At 56.6% G+C, this 18,191-nt stretch carries 12 protein-coding genes and 1 tRNA gene; 1 reads left to right on the top strand and 12 read right to left on the bottom strand.

Features of this window, described 5'->3' with window-relative positions:
- Nucleotides 1-178 precede the first annotated feature (178 nt).
- The 11 genes from IM739_RS08055 to IM739_RS08105 form a co-directional block, all read right to left on the bottom strand.
- Nucleotides 179-1,453, bottom strand: a complete 1,275-nt coding sequence (locus tag IM739_RS08055) for a DCC1-like thiol-disulfide oxidoreductase family protein (RefSeq protein ID WP_237370658.1) — start codon at nucleotides 1,451-1,453, stop codon at nucleotides 179-181.
- The gene (locus IM739_RS08060) at nucleotides 1,450-2,451 is read right to left on the bottom strand and encodes a hypothetical protein (RefSeq protein WP_237370659.1); all 1,002 of its coding nucleotides are present in this window, start codon (nucleotides 2,449-2,451) and stop codon (nucleotides 1,450-1,452) included. The genes IM739_RS08055 and IM739_RS08060 overlap by 4 nt, the downstream gene beginning before the upstream one ends.
- A gap of 302 nt (nucleotides 2,452-2,753) precedes the next feature.
- Nucleotides 2,754-3,971: a glycosyltransferase family 4 protein gene (locus IM739_RS08065; RefSeq protein ID WP_237370660.1), complete on the bottom strand. Its 1,218-nt coding sequence runs from the start codon at nucleotides 3,969-3,971 to the stop codon at nucleotides 2,754-2,756.
- Nucleotides 3,968-5,056: a non-hydrolyzing UDP-N-acetylglucosamine 2-epimerase gene (gene wecB, locus IM739_RS08070; RefSeq protein ID WP_237370661.1), complete on the bottom strand. Its 1,089-nt coding sequence runs from the start codon at nucleotides 5,054-5,056 to the stop codon at nucleotides 3,968-3,970. Before wecB ends, IM739_RS08065 begins: the two co-directional genes overlap by 4 nt.
- A 16-nt stretch (nucleotides 5,057-5,072) precedes the next feature.
- Nucleotides 5,073-6,227, bottom strand: coding sequence for a glycosyltransferase (locus tag IM739_RS08075; protein WP_237370662.1), 1,155 nt, complete (start codon nucleotides 6,225-6,227; stop codon nucleotides 5,073-5,075).
- A gap of 175 nt (nucleotides 6,228-6,402) precedes the next feature.
- Nucleotides 6,403-7,686 (bottom strand): hypothetical protein, encoded by a 1,284-nt coding sequence (locus IM739_RS08080; RefSeq protein ID WP_237370663.1) that lies wholly within the window; start codon nucleotides 7,684-7,686, stop codon nucleotides 6,403-6,405.
- A 110-nt stretch (nucleotides 7,687-7,796) separates the two neighbouring features.
- Nucleotides 7,797-8,906: a DegT/DnrJ/EryC1/StrS family aminotransferase gene (locus IM739_RS08085; RefSeq protein ID WP_237370664.1), complete on the bottom strand. Its 1,110-nt coding sequence runs from the start codon at nucleotides 8,904-8,906 to the stop codon at nucleotides 7,797-7,799.
- Complete coding sequence (locus tag IM739_RS08090; protein WP_237370665.1) at nucleotides 8,903-9,463, bottom strand: acyltransferase; 561 nt, start codon at nucleotides 9,461-9,463, stop codon at nucleotides 8,903-8,905. Before IM739_RS08090 ends, IM739_RS08085 begins: the two co-directional genes overlap by 4 nt.
- Nucleotide 9,464: 1 nt before the next feature.
- Complete coding sequence (locus IM739_RS08095) at nucleotides 9,465-10,526, bottom strand: Gfo/Idh/MocA family protein (protein ID WP_237370666.1); 1,062 nt, start codon at nucleotides 10,524-10,526, stop codon at nucleotides 9,465-9,467.
- Nucleotides 10,527-10,528: 2 nt separating this feature from the next.
- Complete coding sequence (locus IM739_RS08100) at nucleotides 10,529-11,848, bottom strand: nucleotide sugar dehydrogenase (RefSeq protein WP_237370667.1); 1,320 nt, start codon at nucleotides 11,846-11,848, stop codon at nucleotides 10,529-10,531.
- A gap of 1,321 nt (nucleotides 11,849-13,169) precedes the next feature.
- Nucleotides 13,170-13,583: a hypothetical protein gene (locus tag IM739_RS08105; RefSeq protein WP_237370668.1), complete on the bottom strand. Its 414-nt coding sequence runs from the start codon at nucleotides 13,581-13,583 to the stop codon at nucleotides 13,170-13,172.
- Nucleotides 13,584-14,006: 423 nt separating this feature from the next.
- On the opposite strand from IM739_RS08105, the gene IM739_RS08110 reads away from it, so the two are divergent.
- A tRNA-Pro gene (locus IM739_RS08110) sits at nucleotides 14,007-14,083 on the top strand.
- A gap of 261 nt (nucleotides 14,084-14,344) precedes the next feature.
- On the opposite strand, the gene putA is transcribed toward IM739_RS08110, so the two are convergent.
- Nucleotides 14,345-18,043: a trifunctional transcriptional regulator/proline dehydrogenase/L-glutamate gamma-semialdehyde dehydrogenase gene (gene putA / locus IM739_RS08115; RefSeq protein ID WP_237370669.1), complete on the bottom strand. Its 3,699-nt coding sequence runs from the start codon at nucleotides 18,041-18,043 to the stop codon at nucleotides 14,345-14,347.
- Nucleotides 18,044-18,191 lie beyond the last annotated feature (148 nt).

Here is an 18,191-nt window from a genome sequence, read left to right on the forward strand (position 1 = left end):
GCCGGCTGTCAAGTATCGCACTTCTGCGAAATCGCAGCGCACCACCAAAGTGTTCGACGCTGTCAATTTGGACTCTTAACCCAATGACACCGGCGCGGGAACCTCATATTCGAAGTGCCGTTCTCTGAATGTCACCAGCGTGCGAGAACCATGAATTGAATCCCCACTGACATGCTGGTTAGTTGCCATTTACAGGGATCAGCACACCTTTCTTTGCCTCCAGGAACGTGCCATCGAAATTGTAAGTCTCGACAACTGTTTCCATGCCTATGATCTTGCTCGGCTCAAATTTCCCGACATAGTCGAGCGAATTGTTGTCCGATAGATTGTGAGATGGATAGGCAAAACGACCCAAAGCCCATTCGTGCGGCATTCGACCGGTTTCCAGCATGGGATAGATTCGTTTGTAGTTGTCGAACATGAATTGCACGAATTTTTCGGTCTCGGGTATTGCGTCGCTAAAAGCCCGACGGAAGCGTCCATTCATAGTCACAGGCTGAAAGAAGGCATGATTGTACCAAATCTCGTCGCCGTCTTGATTTACCAGCTTGTAACCGCTGACCACGATCGGCCGCGACCGGTCTACGTGTGCGGTCCATCCGAAAATTCCGCCATAAAACGGAGCCATATACAGGCCTGGGAAGAACGCAAACACAAGAATCGCGAATGGAACAATGGCAGGGATTTTCCCAATCTGCGGATCCGCACCGTATTTCCGGTATAGATCGACCGCCACTGCGAGTAGCGGAAGAATGGTTATGAAAGCAGCGAGCCTGCGAAAAAGAACTATATCCAGCGTGTTCACGATCAGAAGCAATATGGCAACATAGGCAATCACAATTGACCAGTCCGCCTGCCTGATGCGGTTGTATATCTGGCGGGCATAGGCGGCTTTGTAGAAAAAACGAGTCCAGGCGGCTACGGCGGTTACTGTAAGGAGAAGAACCGGGAGTAGCTGAAGCGCCTTCATTGGGTAAGATCCGAAGACCCCAAGCCGAGTGAGCCCGAGGACGGTCAGCAGTAGCGCCGACATTCTGACGAGACGCGGCCCAAGACCTTCTTGCGTTGATTCTTGCCAAGGCTGACGCTCGTACTCGATCAAGGTCCCTCCTTGGGCGATAAGGACGAGATAGCGACCAAACACCATGACCGGATACAGAAGGCGCGCGGCCTGCGGATGCTCGCCGATCAGGAACAGCATGCGGCTCAAAAAGTTTCGCGGTTCCGCAAGTGTTGTCAGGTAGTGGAATGCATGCGAGCCATAGAGAACCTTGCCGTCATGTTCGACCACGAAGCCAGTATTGACGTTAAGCCCCGAGGACAGAATTCGCCTGACATCTTCGTTGTCCTCTCTGAGTGACATGAGTTGCACCTCGCCAACAGCATGCCGGAGAGATAGCAATCTGACAAAATTAGTGCAGAAATAGCAGTCGCCATCATAGAATATTTTCATGGTGTTTCACCAATCAGGTCGTTGTCGTCTTTACTCCCGGCAAGTCGCGCTATGATCTGGCGCCAAGGAAAAAGAACCGCCCAGACGAAAATGTAGCCTGTAAAGCTGATTCCGACCCCGAATGTCATGAGGTGAAAAGCGCAATAAAACAGAAAGAACTTTAGTATCAGTGTTCTTCGAAAGAATACCATGGGAACCAAAAGGTGTGAGATGTAGACCAGTGGTGGTCCAATATAACTCAAAAAACCTAGCCCATGCATGTATTGAAATAAATAAATTGTATCCAGCGTGCTATGCGCCGCCCTTATTGTATGCTGCTCGATTTCCCCGACTAGATCGTACTTGAACCATTCGCTGGGGTAGATATCAGTGAGCTTCTTGATCCCTGATGCGAAGTAGTAGAAGACAAACACGAGCACGAGGTTCGACATGCTGCGCCCACCATCGCGTGACGGCCGGTGATGATAAAGTTCCGATAACTTCCATATCGGTACGTCGTCATACGAACTGATACCAAGCGCAAGCAGCATGCCGAAATACAGATCGACGGCATCGATTTCCTGCCCGAGCAGGAACAGATATCCCCAGAGATAGATTAGAAGAGCGTAAGTGACTACGAGGATAGATTTCCGGGGGCCGCAACCAAATACCGCGAGACATATCAGGCTTACGATCGCGAGGCCCTGCACAACGCGCATTAGCATCAGTCCGGGGTGCGGCAGAAACCAGTGAACCCAGTGGAACGTGAGTAATTCCTGTATGATTGGCAGGCCAGTTAATATTGGTCCGGCTTTTATTGAGTATATTTGGTACGGATAGAAGTAAAATACCTCTTCCGGAAGCGTTCCAAAGAATCCATAGTCACGACTTAACAACTTCCAGATGAAGAATGCGCAGACGATGAGCCGAGCTGCGTTCGCGTTGAATTCGAATCCTGATGCGTTGTAGGCTGTAGTGAACCGAGAAAAGCCCCGATCAATCAAAGAGTCGCTGGGCATGCAGTCCTGCTCCAAAGTTTTCGTGGCTCCAGATGAACAGTTGGTGCCCCCGTGTCAAATGACAAGAAAGCCTGCATTTGCATTTCTGCATTGAGGTCCCGGCAAAGACGGCGAGGGCCGCACTGGCCGGTCCCCAATATTGGATCGGCATATTCGCATTGAAATCCAAAAATACGGTGTGGCGATATCAATTTGCGTAGGGACGCTTTGCATAGTGCCTGGCCAAGACTGAGTTGCTTCTAAAGAGAAGGCGCCCTGAGGTTTTCCTGCCATACGGCTCTGTAAGGTGGAAGCACTGCTGCTCATCCCAGCAACACCTGCTCCATCCGCCGGGCAAGCTGGGCGTAGTCATAGTGTTCCACCGCCGCTTTGTGGCCGTTTTCGCCCATTCGCCGGCGTCCATCCTCAGGCATGCCATGGAGGCGGCGAATGGCTTCGGCAAGAGCCTTTGGTTCCTCTGCGGGTACTGTGATGCCGCAGTCGAATTTCATGACGGGATCACTTCCGCCGCTGAAGCTATGAACAATGGGCTTTCCTGAAAACAGATATTCAGGAATCTTGTTAGCGGCAATTCCCCATTGATAGAGTGGCGAATTTAGCCAGCCGATGTAGCAGGCGTCGCAAGCGCCCAGCACAGACTGGACCTGTTTTTTCGGTACGCCGTTTAGAAAATGCACATTGTTCAGCCCGAGTTCGTCTCGTCTTGATTCCAGAAATGCGCGTTCGCGGCCTTGCCCTACGAGGATGAAATGCACAGCCGGTAGATCGTTCAGCATCGCCGCCGCGTTGAGCAGGGTCTCGAGTGCATTTGCCGCTCCCAGCGTGCCGGTGTAGGCAATGCGCAAGCCGTCCTTAGGGATTTGCGCGGTGACCTCTGCTGGCAAGGGGGCCGGAGTTGCAACTTCGTCAAGAGCGATACCGTTTGACACCCAGGTAAACTTGCTGGCGTTCATCCCGCGCGATGTCATGTGCCCAACTGCCCCCTCCAGATTTGAGACCACTCTGTCGGAGTTGTTGTAGGCGCGATCTTCAATCCATTGCAGAAAGCGGATGAAGGGATGGCGGGGGCTGTAACCGCCGACCTCGACCAGGGTGAGCGGCCAGATATCACGAACTTCGAACACCAGTCGCGCTCCACAGCGACGTGCGAGCCTTTCGGCTGCCAGATATCCCACGGGATGCGGCGATGAATACAGCACCGCGTCAGGCTTTTCGCCTAGCCGGCGGCGCAGTTGAAGCAACCGTGCAGCAAAAACGAACCAGGCGAGGATTCGCCGCTTATCATGCGCATGGGAGTAGCGCGGCACATCGATCCGCACGAAGCGATAGCCGTCGACAATTTCTTCAGTCGGCAGTCTGTCTGCGTCCACATCCTGACGCAGCAGATGATGCCGTCTTGCCGCGACGAGTGTTACCTGGTGTCCAAGTCGGCTGAGCGCCTTTGCCAGATAATGGTGCCGCCCGCCCATTCCTGTCGAAGGTGTTGAGGAGTAGGGATTTATCAACCAGATGCGGCTCAACCCAGCATCCTTTCAAGTCTATCCACGATGATCCCTGAGGCATTGCCGCTGCCATACGGCGCGATGTCCAACCCCCTTGTTCCACGGGCCTCAAGAATTGCCTGATGGATTGCTGACGGATCATTCGGGATGACAAGACGGTTCCATCCTGCCTCGACCAGCTCAACCCATTCGGTTTCGTCGCGCAAGGTGATGCAGGGGACTTCGTAGAAGAAAGCCTCTTTTTGCACGCCGCCTGAATCGGTCGCGACCACAGCGGCATGCTTCTCGAGCGCAACCATATCGAGGTAGCCTACAGGCTCAATAATGTGGAGCGCTTCGAGCCTGTCTGTAAGATCTGCCGCGTCAATGCGGGCCCGTGTCCTCGGATGCAGGGGGAGCACGACCTTTAGATCACGAGTCACCGCTGCCAGCCCATCGAGAATGGCGGCAAGACGAATCGGATCATCGGTGTTCTCCTGACGGTGAACCGTTGCCAACGCATATTGTCCGGGCGTTAGGCCAAAACGGGCCGGCCCGGCATGATCTGCTTCTGCCTTCCTGCCGAAATGCAGAGCAGCATCGAACATCACGTCGCCGCATTCTACAATATGTGCTTCTGGAACCCCTTCGCGCAGCAAATTCTGTGTGGCTGTTGCCGTCGGCGTGAGCAGCAAGTCCGAGCACTGGTCTGTCAATATACGGTTGATTTCCTCCGGCATGCGCTTGTTGAAACTACGCAGTCCTGCTTCCACATGCGCGACCGGAATGTGCAGCTTTGCTGCCGCAAGCGCGCCGGCGAGAGTGGAATTTGTGTCTCCATACACCATCACGATGTCAGGACGTACTTCAAGCAACAAGGTTTCAATGGCCGCGAGCATTCGCCCGGTCATGGCACCGTGTCCGCCACCGGCGATTCCAAGATGATGCGCTGGATGCGGTATCTCTAACTCGTCGAAGAAGACATCCGACATGTTGGCATCATAGTGCTGTCCCGTATGGACCAACATCTCATTGAGTCCTTGAGTCTCTGCGATCTGGCGAGAGACCGCCGCGGCCTTGATGAATTGTGGGCGAGCGCCGATGACGGTGAGGATTTGGGGCATTAAAGTGTCTCCAGTATCAAGTGGCCGGCAACAAGTCTCGATAGAGCGCGATCAGGCTTTCGCTCTCCGCATCCCAGTTGTAACGCTCTTCCACAGCCATGCGGCCACGTCGGCCCATTTCGGCCGCTTCAGCGGGATGGTCAACGATCCATTGCATCGCGCCAGCAATTGCCTGTGGATCTCTAGGATCAACGAGCAGGCCGCAGCCCGCACCATCAACGATTTCGCGCCAGAGCGGAAAATCGGAAGCAATCACAGGCAGACTTGCGGACATGTATTCAAACAGTTTATTGGGCTGTGCACGTATATGGTTGGGTTCAGGATAGTAGAGGACGAGGCCCGCTCTGCATTGCGCCAGCACCTTTGATACTGTTGTTCTGTCAGCCCAGCCATAAAGATCGACACGTTTCCAGCCCTCGATCCGCTCTAGCTCCTGGCCCAAGCTAGCTGAAAACGTGCCAGCCATCTGTAGTCGGATTGTCTCGTCGCGAACGAGTTCAATTGCCTTTACCATCTCAACAGCTGCGCGAATGCGGGTGACTCCGCCGACATATGCGAAGTGATGTGGCAGTTGAGTGCCCTGGGTTACCTCGTCGATCTGGAGTTCGTCGAGGAGCGGGAAGTTCTGCACGAGCTTCGGGTTCAAGTTGGAAAAATTCTGGCCTATTGCAGGGGTTGCAGCCACAACCTTGGTGCACAGTCTTGCAAAAAATCCTTCAACTATCGCAACGGTGGCCGCAAGCGGCTTTCGCAGGGCAGGCTTGATATAGGGTTTGCTCAAGGTGGCGGCCGGCAGATCTTCATGAGCGTCGTAAATAACCTGTATTCCGGAAAGCCTTAAAAGCGCAGCCCAAGGCAAAAGTTCAGGGTCGTGGAAATGCGCAATCTTCGGACGCGCGGCGCGGATGGCCGAGTACATTTTCCATGCTCCGAATGTCATGCGCCGAAGCCTGCCTTGCGCTACGGAGCCTGTATCGTGGACACAAAATCCGTTACCAGCATCCACCTCGTCACCTTTGCCGTCCTGCACGAATAGTGCAATCTCATTGGGCCATTCACGCGCGAGCGTGGTTACTTCCTTGATGCGAATACGGGTGTCACTGCGTGGATGCACGGTAGTGAAGTGAATGATCACCGGACTGGTATCGTCAACTGTGCGGGTCGTGGGCAAGATGTGTCTCCAGTTCAGGCTGCGGACAAATGTCCGCGGTAGATAACGATGAATTCCTCGCTTTTTTTCAATGTAAAACGTCCTTCATCGATCTGATATTCACCCTCGCCAATTGCCCGCTTCACCGTGCTCATGGGTGAAGGCGGGTGTGGAACAGAGCCATGTGGCGGTGAATTTATCTCGTTACGGGCTGAGACCTCGGGTCGGGAGACGATTTCAGGTCGAGCTGTGAAAGGCCTGTCCCTCCGATCAGAAATGCAGATGTGATCATTGCCATGAGCCACCCGCCTGACAAAAGTGTGGTATGCAGCGCAGTCGATGCCATCATTAGGATGAATATAAGATTGATGGAGAGAAATGCCGGTCGGCTGACTTTGCTCATCAATAGCGTCGCGACGCTGATTACCATGGCAGCGAGCGCGCCGGCCAGAAACAGGCCGGGAAGTCCAAAATTGGCATATTCTTCCATGAAATGTGCAGCGTTTTTACTGCCGCGTATGCCTTGAGCGACTCGATCTGGGTACTGGATAGCATAGACAAGGCGTGCGTTCTGCTCGAATTTGCAGCCGACTATGGGGGCCAGAAACCGATAGCCGCAGCCCTGTTCGAATGGAACTTTCGCCGGAAAGATTTCGAACCATTCTGCTACTACCTGACCGGGTACAAGGAACGCGCGTCTGACAAGCGCCCTTGCCAGCCGTTCCGCGGCGGGAGCCTTTTCCACGCCCTCAATATCGTCAGGCAACGGTTCGACGATCATTTGGCAAGCAGGATCCGACGTATTGGTGGAAAATTTGCAAGCCGCGTTGGCAGCGGGATTCGTTACGACCATTACGGCGTAGATAATGGCACCAGCTGTGACCAGAAACAGACCTGCCTGGAGAAATCGTTTGGTTAGTGCGCAATATAGAATAACCGGAAAGGTTGCGAAAATAACATGACCTTTCGTGATGGTCAGGAGCCCCACGGCTGCCGCGGAGAGGAAGACGAAAAAGGCTGTCATGAATTTGTTCTGATGCAGAAAGTAGACAATGATGGCCGGCGCAATCGATCGAGTGACAAGTGCCGGAATGTAGGATTCGGGGAAACCGGATTTTGATATGTCTGTTCGTATTCTGGTGACGGCGTAGTATTCATTCGCCCGAATTGCGTCGATCAGAGGAACGTTGCCGAGTAGTATTACGTATGTCGCTAGCAGAACGACGGGAGTTAAAACCAAGACCCAGGCATATTTTTCAATATTCAGACCTGTGAATATAGAGTAATTCGTGGGTGCTAAGCGATGAACGATCACAAGCAGGATGACGATGGTGACGCAGAAGCCCAAAAAATGCGTCAGGAAATGCTCAGGCCGCACGTATTCGCCGACTGAAAGCGCGACTATCCAGACTAAAGACATTAGCATCAGATAGGATGCCGAAAGAATAATCAATCGTGGTCTAAGCTCTGCCTTCATCATTTCGATAGCCTTGTAGGTGCGCAATTGAATTGAGGAAAGTCAACGCATTGACGTGCGGATAGATCCAAAGAAGGATCCTTATGTAGCTTCGGTGCGATTTTCTGCGCCGCTCAGAAAGCCTTGTCCATTGCGCTTATGATATGCGCCTGATCATCGCTGGTGAGATAAGGGTGCATCGGCAAGCTGAAGACCCGATCCGACAGATATTCGGTATTGGTCAGGCTTCCGGAGATCCGACAGAGATCTTTGTATGCAGGCTGCCGGTGCAGCGGTGTTGGATAATGAATGGCGGTCGGTATGCCGCTGGCGCTCAGGGCGTCTAGGAGCTTTTCCCGTTGCTCGCTGATCACCGTGAATTGTGCCCAGACCGACGTACGTTCCGCACGGACGGTTACCGGACGGACTAGGTTATTGCTGGCGATCAATTCTATATAGCGCTGTCCGATTGCAATGCGGCGTTCCACCTCCCACTCGAAACGCTCCAGCTTTGCCAGAACTACGGCGCACTGGATCGTATCCATGCGCCCGCCGACTCCGATCCGCGTATGGTAGTAGCGACGTTCTTGACCGTGAACACGGATCTGTCGCATGATCTTGGCCAGATCTTCACGATTTGTGAAGATCGCGCCACCATCGCCGTAACATCCAAGCGGCTTGCTCGGGAAGAAGCTTGTGCAGCCGATATGGGAAACATTGCAGGATTTCTGTCCGCGGTAGTTGGCGCCGAAGCTTTGTGCTGCGTCCTCGATCACCGTGATATTGTCGTGTCGCGCGGCAATTGCGTTGATCGCGTCCATGTCCGCGGTCTGTCCATAGAGCGATACCGGAATAATCGCTCGGGTACGTTCGGTGATCGCCGCGTCGATCAGCGCGGCGTCGATATTGCCGGTATCGCTTTCCACATCGACAAAGACCGGGACGGCGCCTAGAAGGGCGATGACTTCTGCAGTGGCAATGAATGTGAATGCCGTTGTAATCACTTCGTCACCCGGCTTGATGCCGAGTGCCATCAGCGAAATCAGAAGGGCCTCCGTACCGGAGGCAACGGTGATGCAATGCGCTGATCCCGTATAAGATTCAAGCTTCTCTTCAAGCTCTCGAACTTCGGGACCCATGATGTATTGGCCGTGGTCGAGTACTGTTTGAATGCGCGCATCGATCGACGGCTTGAGTTCCGTATATTGGCTCTTCAGGTCAATGAACTGGAATTGTCTGGTCATAAAGGTTTGCACTCTTCTGCCGAAATTTCATATCGATTGCCGCATTCGCAGCGCACGCTGCCGGTGCCTTTTAGCTGGGTTCCGCATCGGCACATCCAGCCTTTGCGGCGCGCCGGCACACCGAGCATAAGGGCGTGGGGAGGGACATGCGTGTTCACGACGGCCCCGGCGCCGATAAAGGCATTCTCCCCGATTGAGTTGCCGCACACGATGGTGCAATTGGCGCCGAGCGACACCCCGCGACCCACCACCGTTTCCCGATATTCGGATTTGCGTGCAATTGCCGAGCGCGGATTGTAGACGTTGGTGAACACCACGCTCGGGCCACAGAAGACATCGTCGCCGAGACGAACGGCATCGTAAACCGATACATTGTTCTGGACCTTCACATTGTTGCCGATGATCACATCATTGCCGACAAAGACATTCTGGCCGAAGGAGCACCCTGTGCCGATCTTTGCACCAGCGCATATATGGGTCCAGTGCCAGACCCGGCTGCCGTCACCGATCTCAGCGCCTTCATCGACGATCGCTGTTGGATGAATGGTAACCGCCATATCAGTAGTCCAACGGCAGGGCTATGCGTTTGCCATCGCGGGCCGAGAGATAGGCGGCAATCAGAACTTCCAGTGACTTCAATCCCTCTCTGCCATCGGTTTCCGGTTCGGCTTCACCGCGCATCACATTGATGACATTGTCGTAGTAGAGGGGATGACCAAATCCATAGACGGAAGTGGTCGCATAGGACGCGCCCGCGACCTCGGCATCATCGGGATGCGCGTCTTCAAACTCCCAGTGGGAGATCTCGTTCACAGCAACGCCGCCCACGCGGACCGTGCCTTTTTCTCCGATGATGGTAATACTGCCTTCAAGATTCTTCGGATAGGTCAGCATTGTGACGTTCATGGAGCCCAGCGCACCGGAACGCCAGCGTACACCTAGTACCGCCGTGTCCTCGGTTTCGATATTGCGGGCAAGCGTGGCCGTATAGGCCTGAAGGCTCTCGATCGGTCCAATCAACCAGTCGAGCAAATCCACATAGTGGCTGGCCTGGTTCATCAGCGCGCCGCCATCGAACTCCCAGGTCCCCCGCCAGGACGCGCTGTCATAGTACTCTTGTGGTCGCGTCCAGAAGACGTTCAGGTTGACCATGTAGATACGGCCAAAACGCTTTTGCTCGACCGCGCGCTTGAGAAGTTGCAAAGTGGCATTGCGACGGTTTTGCTTGACGACAAACAGCCGAACATTGGCCTCGTCGCAGGCCTTGACCATCCGAAGTCCGTCTTGCCAACGTGTTGCCATCGGCTTTTCGGTCATCACGTGACGTCCGCTGGCCGCGATTTCGGTGGTTTGCTCCGCGTGCAGGCCGCTCGGCGTAGTCAACACGACAATATCGGCCTCGGTTGAGGCAAGCAGATCAGACAGTCTCGAATGACCTCTGGCGCCCGTCAGTTCGGTAGCTTTAGCCAAGGCGACCGGATCGATATCGCAGACATCGACTATCTCCGCACGATTGCCGTGCTGTTTCATGGCACTGAAATGGTTTTGCGCGATACGGCCACAGCCAACCAATGCAAACTTGATTTTGCGATCCGTGACGGGGGAGGCGAAACTGCGCATGATCAGGCCTTCACAATATGACTGGAGGGCTCGAGATAACGGCCACGGGAATCAACGATCAATTGCGAATGCTTGCTGATCATCTCGTAGTCGAAACGATCATGATCCGTTGCCAACAGGACGCAATCATAACTTGCAAGCGCCTCTGCTGTCAGCGAGACGCTTTTCAGATCGAAACTGTGGTCGCGCATCTTGGGGAACGCCGGGATGTGCGGGTCGCTATAGGCAATTTCCGCCCCTAGATCGCGTAGGCGCTCCATGAGGGCGACAGACGGTGACTCGCGCATGTCGTCGACATTCTTCTTGTATGCGATGCCAAGGACAAGGATTCGGCTTCCTGCAATCGATTTGCGAACGGCATTCAGTGCCGAAGTAATTTTCGATACGACATAGTCCGGCATGGAGGAGTTGATTTCGCCTGCGAGTTCGATGAAGCGCGTGTGGACGCCGTACTCGCGTGCCTTCCAGGTCAAGTAGAACGGATCGATAGGTATGCAGTGTCCGCCAAGACCGGGACCAGGATAATAGGCGACGAATCCAAAAGGTTTCGTGGCCGCAGCCCGGATAACTTCGTGGATGTCGATACCCATCTTGTCAGCCACGATTTTCATCTCGTTGACCAGACCGATATTCACAGCCCTGTGAATGTTTTCCAGCAGCTTGGTCAGTTCCGCGGCGCGCGTCGAGCTAACAGGCACCACCTGATCGATCACTTGCCCATAGAGCGCCATGCCCGCCTCGAGACAGTCGGGTGTGCAGCCTCCGCAAACCTTGGGAATGGTATTCGTTGTAAAATTTGCATTGCCCGGATCTTCCCGTTCTGGGGAAAAGACAAGGAAGATGTCTTCACCAATCGCGTGGCCGAAACGTTCGATCCGCGGTCGCAATTCCTCATCGGTGGTGCCGGGATAGGTCGTGCTCTCAAGTGATACAATCTGGCCCTTGCGCATGTGCGGAGCCAACGCTTCCACAGTATTCATCACGAAACTCAGATCGGGTTCGCGATATTTGTTCAGTGGCGTCGGAACGCATAGAATGAGCGCATCGACCTCGGAGGCGCGAGAAAAATCAGTCGTTGCGTCGAAGCCATGTTCAATGGCCCGGGCCACGGCATTGTCGGGAATATGCTCGATGTAGCTCTTGCCGGCGAGCAATTTGTCGACCTTTTCGCGATCGATATCGAAGCCCACGACCTTGTAACCGACCTCGCAGTAACGCAAGAGCAGCGGGAGCCCCACATAACCCAGCCCTACGATCCCTATAACCGCCTGCTTGGTCTTGAGGCTTTCAATCAAACGCGCTTTCACAGAGTTTCCTTCCAAGCCAACTTTTGCGGATCAAGCCGCGTTTGGCCTTTCCACCGAACATCATTTGTCGGCTGCTATATCAAGAACAAATGCAAAGGAAAATCCACAATCACCGATTGGCCCACGCCAAAGCACCCAGAATTTAAGACAAACAGCATTTTCCACATCTATATTCGAAGAATGGCGCGTTTAAGGCCCGTGCCCTGTCCGGCGCATCGTGGAAACGCCAGATAGCCGGTACATATCCCCTTGCTATTTTCGGGGAGGCCTGGCGTTTTCGGCTCTTGCCGGTGCCCGAAGTGGTGACTTTCAACCAAAGATTGCGATTCTCTGGCGACGCCATATGACTTCGTCCTATAGTTTGTCGACCAATCTCTCCTTGATGGAAGACCTGGCACTTTGCGAAGAGGCGTTCGTGAAAATCGCGCTTTGATGAGGCGCACTCAAGTTCTGTTGCCGATAGGCCAATTTCCAGGTTTCTAATGATCCTGTCCAACTTGCGGGCAATCTGTCCACACAGACTACTTTTGTGGCGGCTTCAGCAGCAAGCTGCGAATCCAAGTGTGAATACCCCCTTCCGCTCAAGGGGGCGCATAAATTCGGGCACAGGAAGTGCTGCTGTTGCAACGTTTAGAAGTTGGGGCTTCGGGTCATCGAAAAGCTTTCGGCACAGGCGGCGGGAACAGTCTGCCGGAACACCTCTAGCCGAGATTTCCTTTACATTGCAGTAGGTTGATAGAAAACAAGACGTTGGGGGAAGTTGGATTATGCTCCTGGCGTCCCAGCCACGGACAAATGGTTATGTCGGCTCCAGCGCCAAGACGATGCAAATCGCCGACACGTTGCAAGTCTCGGCGTGAACGGGGCCTCGATCGCGCCATCCCAGTTCGGTGACACCAGACGCCAAGATCGCCGCTGTATCTCGTGGAAGGAATGCGGCTGCAGCGACAATCCTGAATGCGGCAATCCAGGGAGGGATGGGCGGCGAATAGGGCCTGTCTCACTTTTGGACCGTTGAGGTACCGTAAACAACATCCATTCTAGGTAATTGAAAATTAATCATAAACCGATTGTCCGTAAGGCAATCGTTAACCCTGTTTCGCCTATAAAAAAGGCGCTTCCATAAGGTCATGCGTTGCGAAGTTTTCGGTTTTTGTTCTGCGTTGGGGAGGGCGTCATCCACGGTGCCCTCCCGCCGCCGTTTGTCGGGTGCCGATCACCGGTGGTCAGCCGTAGTGTGCGGCAAATACCGATTTTTCCGCCCCTGTCTGAAAAAAAAACACCCCCGGCGCGCAAGCGGCCGGAGGCGGATTTTTGCGTGCCTTCACACAGGCCGTCAGGCGCCGCCGAGGAATTCCTCGCAATAGCTCTGGCCGCCGTTGACGCCGGGGCGATCCACGACGGTCCGCACGCTGCGGATGATATAGTCCGGCGACACCGTCAGTTGCACTTCGCAGCGCAGGTATTCGGTGCGCGCCTTGCTGATGATCTTGCCCTTCTTGCCATCGACCTGCTCATAGACGGCCGGCACCACACGGGTCTTGTGGCCGCCGCGCCAGGTGTAGATCGTCGAGCTGCCGGCCGCGGTGTCACCCACCGGCGGGCCGAACTTGGCAAAAAAGACGCCCGCCTGCTGGCCGTTCCAGCGGGCCTCGACATCATTCTTGGCCACACCCGTCGTCGTGCAGCCCGCCAAAGCGACAGCCAGGCCGAGTGTCGCGCCTGCCTTGATCATACCGCGGAAGTTCATTGTCCTGTCCCTCAAGCCCATCTATCCCGAAAGCGCCCGGCATCCAGCCCCTGCTGGCTCCTCAAAAGGCACCAAGTCCCGCTCAAGGCTTTATCCTCAAATCGAGGCTTGGGAAATCGGTCTTTGCGCGCTGAACATGCTATTTTTGCCGCGCTGATGCGAGCCTGCAACGACGGCTGGGACAAACAGCCGCGCCAGGCAGGCAATTGCCCTGAAACGGCGTCAGGTCGTCGCTGCGAACGCTCCTTTTTCGCTCTCTCCGTGCATTGCCGGACACTGGCATCGAAACCGAACATCCGGAAAATCCATGCCTTTCAGAAGTTTGGCCCTGCCTCGCCGCGATATCTCCATCTTTCTTTCGGGTTTTTTGTTTTGCCGGCTTGTGCAACAAAATTCGCTGGTCTATAGAGGCGCCGCTGGTCACGGAGTGTAGCGCAGTCTGGTAGCGCACCACGTTCGGGACGTGGGGGTCGCAAGTTCGAATCTTGCCACTCCGACCAGTCGTAACCCTCGGCCATTGCGACCGAAAGACAGGGTTCAGATCTTTCCCGAATTTTTCCATGCGAAGATAAACTGATGGCCGTATTGTCGTCTGCTGTTGCGCCCGCTTGAATAGGCCTCTGCGAAAGCGGACCACGTCAATCCCAGCTGATGATGTTCGGAAACCCAGTCCAGCAGAATTGCAACGGCATTTGATACATGTTGTCGGCCTCTCCCGCGACGAGATTGGCCGCGACCTGTGAGGATCGCGGCCATGTCGGTCAGCCGATTGTCATCAGGCTTGCATTGCCGCCGGCGGCGGCAGTGTTGATCGAGGTGGAGACCTCTTCCAGCAGCCAATTGAGGCAATAGGCGCCCGGGTCGCGAGAAAGTTCCTCGGTCGTTGCGGCCTGGACGAGGACCAGCGGGCCCTTCAGCTGCGCGATCCGGCCATTGATGTCCTTCACCCGGACGGCGTCACCTTCGACCAGCGCACCGGCAAACGGTCCTGCCGCATCCCAGTCGGACCGCCATGAAAGACGCGCAGCCACCGATGAGGGCAGGGCGCTGAGCGCCGTGTCGAGATTTGCCCCCGGGTCGATGACCACGTCATTGCCGGTTGCCAACGCCGCTGCGAGCTGCCGGAACAGCCCTTTCAGCGTGGTCGGCACGAGAAGAATGCGCCCGCGCGGATGCAGTGCGTAGAGATTGAGTTCCCCGACAGGGCCGGCCAGTTCCTGCTTCAGGCCGAGCGCCGAAACCTCGGCCAATTCTCGGGCGGCCTCCGCATCGGCATTGTGCCCGCGGCGGCCGAGCCACGAGGCGAAGTCGCGAAGGGCCGGATCGGTATGAACCGAGCTGTGCCGCGGCGGCACGGGAGCCCGCTGCACGAGGCGCCCGATATACAGCGGTCCGCCCGCCTTCGGTCCTGTCCCGGAAAGGCCGCGACCGCCAAACGGCTGAACGCCGACGACCGCGCCGATGATGTTGCGGTTGACGTAGAGATTGCCCGCCTTGATCCTGCTGGTGACGTGCTCGATGGTCTCGTCCAGCCGCGTATGCAGGCCGAAGGTCAGGCCGTAGCCGGATTCGTTCACCTCGTCGATCAGGCGGTCGAGATCGTCGCGCCGATACCGGATCACGTGCAGCACCGGGCCAAACACCTCACGTGTCAGGTCCGACATTTTTTGAAGCTCGATGATTGTCGGCGGAACGAAGGTGCCGGCTTTCGCGGCCTCGGGGAGCGGCAGCTGTTCCACCTTGCAGCCCAGCGATCGCATCCGCTCGATGTGTTTCTCGATCTCGGATTTGGCCGGCTCGTTGATGACCGGGCCGATATCGATGTTGAGCCTGTCCGTGCGGCCGATGCTGAGTTCCTTGAGCGCGCCCTTGAGCATGTTCAGCGTGCGGTCGGCGATATCCTCTTGCAGGCAGAGAACGCGAAGCGCCGAGCAGCGCTGGCCGGCACTGTCGAAGGCGGACGCGATCACGTCGAACACGACCTGCTCGGCGAGCGCTGACGAATCGACGATCATTCCGTTCTGGCCACCGGTTTCCGCGATCAGCGGCACCGGCTTTCCGGTCGCCGACAGCCGTTCGGATAGCTGCGCCTGGATCTGCCGCGCCACTTCGGTCGAGCCGGTGAACATGACGCCTGCGGTTTCGGGCGCCGCGACCAGGGCCGCGCCAAGCCGGCCGCTGCCGGGCACGAACTGCAACGCTGCGCGAGGAACCCCCGCTTCGTGCAGGATCTTCACGCTCTCGAAGGCGATGATCGGCGTAACGCCTGCCGGTTTCGCCATGACCGAATTGCCGGCCACCAGCGCTGCCGCGACCTGGCCGGTGAAGATCGCCAGCGGGAAATTCCACGGGCTGATGCAAAGCACGGCGCCCAGCGGCGCGTGGGACGGGCCGAGTGTCTTGCGCGCCTCGACGGCGTAGTAGCGCAGGAAGTCGATCGCTTCACGGACTTCGCCCACGGCGTTGGCGGCGGATTTTCCAGCTTCACGCATGGCGATGGCCATCAGGACTTCCAGCCGTTCCTGCATGAGGTCCGCGGCGCGTTCGAGGCACCGGGCGCGGTCCGTGGGCGCGGTCGCAGCCCACTCGGCAACACCCTCGGCCACCATTCTGGCGATCCGGCCCGCGTCCTCAACCTTGAGCTCGGTCACCATGCCGACGACATCGTCATGATCCGCCGGATTGAGGATGGGCCGCGTGTCGCCTTCCAGCGACCCGTCGGCCAGCAGCGGGGTCGCGTGCCAGCCCTCAGCCACCGTTCCCTCGAGCTTGCTTGCAAGGGACGACAGCGTCGCCTCGTTGGAGAGGTCGAGACCCTTGGAATTCAGGCGCTCGCGGCCATAGAGAGACGACGGCAGGGCGATCTGGTCGTGCGGCATGCCGACCACGGGCATGGCCTGGACGATATCCACCGGATCGGCGATCAGCTCCTCGACAGAGACGTTTTCATCCGAAATGCGGTTGACGAACGAAGAGTTCGCGCCGTTCTCCAAAAGCCTGCGCACGAGGTAGGCGAGCAACGTCTCATGTGTGCCGACAGGTGCATAGATGCGGCAGGGGCGGTCGAGCTTGGCCTTGCCGACCACCTCGTCGTAAAGGGGTTCTCCCATTCCGTGAAGGCACTGGAACTCATAGGTGCCGACTTTGAAATCCGGCCCCGCCAGGTGATAGATCGTCGCCAGAGACTGGGCGTTGTGGGTGGCGAACTGTGGGAAGACGGCGTCCGGCTCGGCCAGCAGCTTGCGCGCGCAGGCGATGTAAGCGACATCTGTGTGAATCTTGCGGGTATAGACCGGGAAACCCTCCAGCCCGTCGAGTTGCGCGCGCTTGATCTCGGCGTCCCAGTAGGCGCCCTTGACCAGCCGAACCATGATCCGCCGGTTCGAGCGTTTCGCCAGGTCGATGATGTAGTCGAGCACGAACGGGCAGCGCTTGCCATAGGCCTGCACCACGAATCCGAGGCCGTTCCAGTCTGCAAGCTCCGTGTCCAGGCTCAGTTCTTCAAGCAGGTCCAGCGAAAGCTCGAGCCTGTCGGCTTCCTCGGCGTCGATGTTCAGTCCGATATCGTAGGACTTAGACAGCAGCGCCAAACGTTTCACCAGCGGCAGCAATTCGCCCATGACGCGTTGCGTCTGGCTGCGGCTGTAGCGCGGATGAAGGGCGGACAGCTTGATGGAGATGCCCGGACCTTCGTAGACGCCGCGCCCTGCGGACGCTTTGCCGATCGCATGGATGGCGTTTTCATAGTCGCCGAAATATCGTTCGGCGTCGGCCGCTGTGGTCGCCGCTTCGCCGAGCATGTCGTAGGAATAACGGAAGCCGCGGGCCTCGAGTGCCTTCGATCGCTTGATCGCTTCGTCGATGGTCTCGCCCGTCACGAACTGCTCGCCCATCATGCGCATCGCCATGTCGACGCCGCGGCGGATAACGGGTTCGCCTGCTCTAGCGATCAGGCGGGTCAACGCGGCGGCCAGATTGCGATCGTTGACGGTCGACGTCAGCTTTCCGGTGACGACCAGGCCCCAGGTGGCCGCATTGACGAACATCGATTTCGTGCCGCCGAGATGCGACTTCCAGTCGCCTTCGGAAATCTTGTCCCGGATCAGGGCGTCGCGCGTGTCCGTGTCGGGAATGCGCAGCAAGGCTTCGGCAAGGCACATCAGCGCCACGCCTTCCTGGCTCGACAGGGAATATTCGTGCACGAGCCCTTCGACGCCTGTTCCCTTGTGCTTGGCACGCAGCGCCTGGATCAGCTTGCGCGCGGTTTGGGCGATGTCGGATTTCGTCGCGTCGGAAAGCCGCGCCGCATCGACCAGTCTCGGCAGGCATTCCGGTTCCGGCGTGCGGTAGGCCGCGGTGATCGCCTGCCGCAGCGGCGACTGGGGGCGGATCGGTGGAGCGAACGAGGCGAACGGTCGGGCGGTCTCGATTTCAGGATGTTTTGCGGGCAAGGACGACATGGGTAGACCCTTTCGACGGTTCGGTTGCCGATGACTGTGCAGGCTTCGGCGATACGGTTCAATGCACTGTGGTCGGCTGCCGCTCGGAAACCCTTATGCTCCGCGTTTTGTCAAAACGGCGCGAACCGGGTTTCACTTGCATTGCACT

It is taken from the genome of Rhizobium sp. SL42 (assembly GCF_021729845.1).
Lineage (GTDB): Bacteria > Pseudomonadota > Alphaproteobacteria > Rhizobiales > Rhizobiaceae > Allorhizobium.

Bases quoted from the DNA above. Each gene is read 5' to 3' on its own strand.
- IM739_RS08085 (WP_237370664.1), bottom strand. From the start codon at position 8,906: ATGACCAGACAATTCCAGTTCATTGACCTGAAGAGCCAATATACGGAA.
- IM739_RS08055 (WP_237370658.1), bottom strand. From the start codon at position 1,453: ATGAAAATATTCTATGATGGCGACTGCTATTTCTGCACTAATTTTGTC.
- IM739_RS08095 (WP_237370666.1), bottom strand. From the start codon at position 10,526: ATGCGCAGTTTCGCCTCCCCCGTCACGGATCGCAAAATCAAGTTTGCA.
- IM739_RS08060 (WP_237370659.1), bottom strand. From the start codon at position 2,451: ATGCCCAGCGACTCTTTGATTGATCGGGGCTTTTCTCGGTTCACTACA.
- wecB (WP_237370661.1), bottom strand. From the start codon at position 5,056: ATGCCCCAAATCCTCACCGTCATCGGCGCTCGCCCACAATTCATCAAG.
- IM739_RS08105 (WP_237370668.1), bottom strand. From the start codon at position 13,583: ATGAACTTCCGCGGTATGATCAAGGCAGGCGCGACACTCGGCCTGGCT.
- putA (WP_237370669.1), bottom strand. From the start codon at position 18,043: ATGTCGTCCTTGCCCGCAAAACATCCTGAAATCGAGACCGCCCGACCG.
- IM739_RS08090 (WP_237370665.1), bottom strand. From the start codon at position 9,463: ATGGCGGTTACCATTCATCCAACAGCGATCGTCGATGAAGGCGCTGAG.
- IM739_RS08080 (WP_237370663.1), bottom strand. From the start codon at position 7,686: ATGATGAAGGCAGAGCTTAGACCACGATTGATTATTCTTTCGGCATCC.